General features: G+C 35.7%; 1 pseudogene. It reads left to right on the top strand.

Features of this window, described 5'->3' with window-relative positions:
- Positions 1-2,445, top strand: a pseudogene (locus BAZSYMA_RS03345) (type I restriction endonuclease subunit R); the annotation flags it as partial.

Here is a 2,445-nt window from a genome sequence, read left to right as displayed (position 1 = left end):
CAATTGGAAATTATCGGGTCAGAAAAACGCATACCAGACGGCATTATTTATATTAATGGTTTGCCTGTTGTGGTATTTGAATTCAAATCTGCTATTCGAGAAGAAGCCACAATACATAATGCTTTTGAACAATTAACCATTGGCTACAAAAGAGATATTCCCGAACTTTTTAAATACAATGCCTTTTGCGTAATAAGTGATGGAGTAAACAACAAAGCAGGTTCATTTTTTGCCCCTTACGAATTTTACTACGCTTGGCGTAGAGTTGCAGGATTGGCAAAAGATGTAGATGGTATTGACAGTATGTTTACCCTTGTTCAAGGAATGTTTAATCAAAACAGATTACGAGATATTATTCAAAACTTTATCTACATTCCAGATACTTCAAAAAAGGATGAGAAAATAGTTTGTCGCTATCCTCAATATTATGCAGCTCGTGCGTTGTATGAGAATATTAAAAAAGCCGAAAAACCTAATGGAGATGGAAAAGGCGGAACCTACTTTGGTGCAACGGGAAGTGGTAAGAGTTTTACTATGCTCTACCTCACTCGCCTGTTAATGAAAAGTGAGCATTTTGAAAGTCCAACCATTGTTTTAATCACCGATAGAACGGATTTAGACGACCAACTTTCAGGACAATTTACCAATGCTAAAAGTTTTATTGGTGACGATAATATAAAGAGCGTAGAAAGCAGAGCAGAATTAAGAACCTTGATGCAAGGCAGAAGAAGCGGTGGTGTTTTCTTAACCACCATTCATAAATTCACGGAAGACACAGAACTGCTAACCGAAAGAACAAATATAATTTGTATTTCAGATGAAGCCCATAGAAGCCAAACCAATTTAGACCAAAAAGTAAAAATTACTTCAAAAGGCGTTAAAAAGACCTTTGGTTTTGCAAGATACCTCCACGATTCATTGCCTAACGCAACTTTTGTAGGTTTTACAGGCACGCCAATTGATGCCACTTTAGATGTGTTTGGCAAGGTGGTGGATAGCTACACCACGGCTGAATCGGTAAGAGATGAAATCACTGTAGGGATTGTTCATGAAGGCCGTGCAGCCACAGTAGTTTTACACAACAGCAAGTTAGAGGAAATTGAGAAATATTATGAAGAAGCCTGCGAAAGAAGGGGCTAATGAATATCAAATAGAAAAAAGTAAAAAAGCAACTGCCACGATGAATTCTATTCTGGGCGACCCTAAGCGCTTACAAGCCTTGGCGAAAGATTTTGTAGAATATTACAGTAAAAGAATTTCAGAAGGATCAAGCGTCAAAGGCAAAGCAATGTTTGTTTGTAGTAGTCGTAAAATCGGCTATGATTTTTATAAAAATATCATTGCGCTAAAACCTGAATGGGCAGAAGTAAGGGCTGCAGAAGAAGGCACTGAACTGACCGATAAAGAAAAAAGGGAAATTAAACCCATGGAGCGTATCAAAATGATAATGACCAGAGGTAAAGACGACCCTAAAGAAATGTACGATTTATTGGGTACAAAAGACCATCGAAAAGAATTGGACAGGCAATTTAAAAATGAAAAATCTAATTTCAAAATAGCCATTGTGGTTGATATGTGGCTAACAGGTTTTGATATTCCTTTCTTAGATTCGATCTACATTGACAAGCCAATTCGGCAACACAACTTAATTCAAACCATTTCACGAGTAAACCGAAAATTCAAAGGAAAAAACAAAGGGCTAGTTGTTGATTATATCGGTATTAAAAAGCAGATGAATCTTGCTTTAGCAAAATATAATAAAGAAGATGAAGGTATTTTTGAAGATATTCAAGAATCCTTGATTGTTGTTCGAAATCATTTAGATCTTTTAGCTAAAATATTTCACAAATTTGATAATTCAAAATATTTTAGTGGCGCCACATTAGAGCAATTGAATGCTTTGAATATGGCAGCCGAATATGTGCAACTGACCAAAGAGCTTGAAACTCGTTTTATGGGTTTGGTAAAACGCCTGAAAATGGCTTATGATATTTGTTCTGGAAGTGATCAATTAACACAAATCGAGCGAGATTATACTCACTTCTATTTAGCTGTTCGTTCAATCGTTTTTAAACTTACAAAAGGAAGTGTGCCTGATACAGCACAAATGAACGCTAAAGTTCGTGAAATGATAAAAGGTGCCTTGGAAAGTGATGGTGTACAGGAAATATTTAAACTCGGCGATGAAGCCCAAACTGAACAAGACCTTTTTGATGAAGATTACTTAGCAAAAATAGACAAGATAAAACTGCCAAACACTAAAATAAAGTTGCTTCAATATCTCTTAGCAAAAGCCATTGGAGAAATAAAGAAAGTCAATAAGGTAAAAGGAATTGATTTTTCCAAAAAAATGCAATCCTTAGTTGAAAAATACAATGAAAGAAGAGAAGACGATGTTTTGCGTAGTGAAGTTTATGAGGAAATGGCAGAACATTTAACCAATTT

The sequence above is a fragment of the Bathymodiolus azoricus thioautotrophic gill symbiont genome, from assembly GCF_001298715.1.
In the GTDB taxonomy this organism is placed as follows: Bacteria; Pseudomonadota; Gammaproteobacteria; order PS1; family Pseudothioglobaceae; genus Thiodubiliella.
The sequence above is the reverse complement of the archived record's forward strand: the minus strand, read 5'-3'. Positions and strand labels throughout refer to the sequence as shown.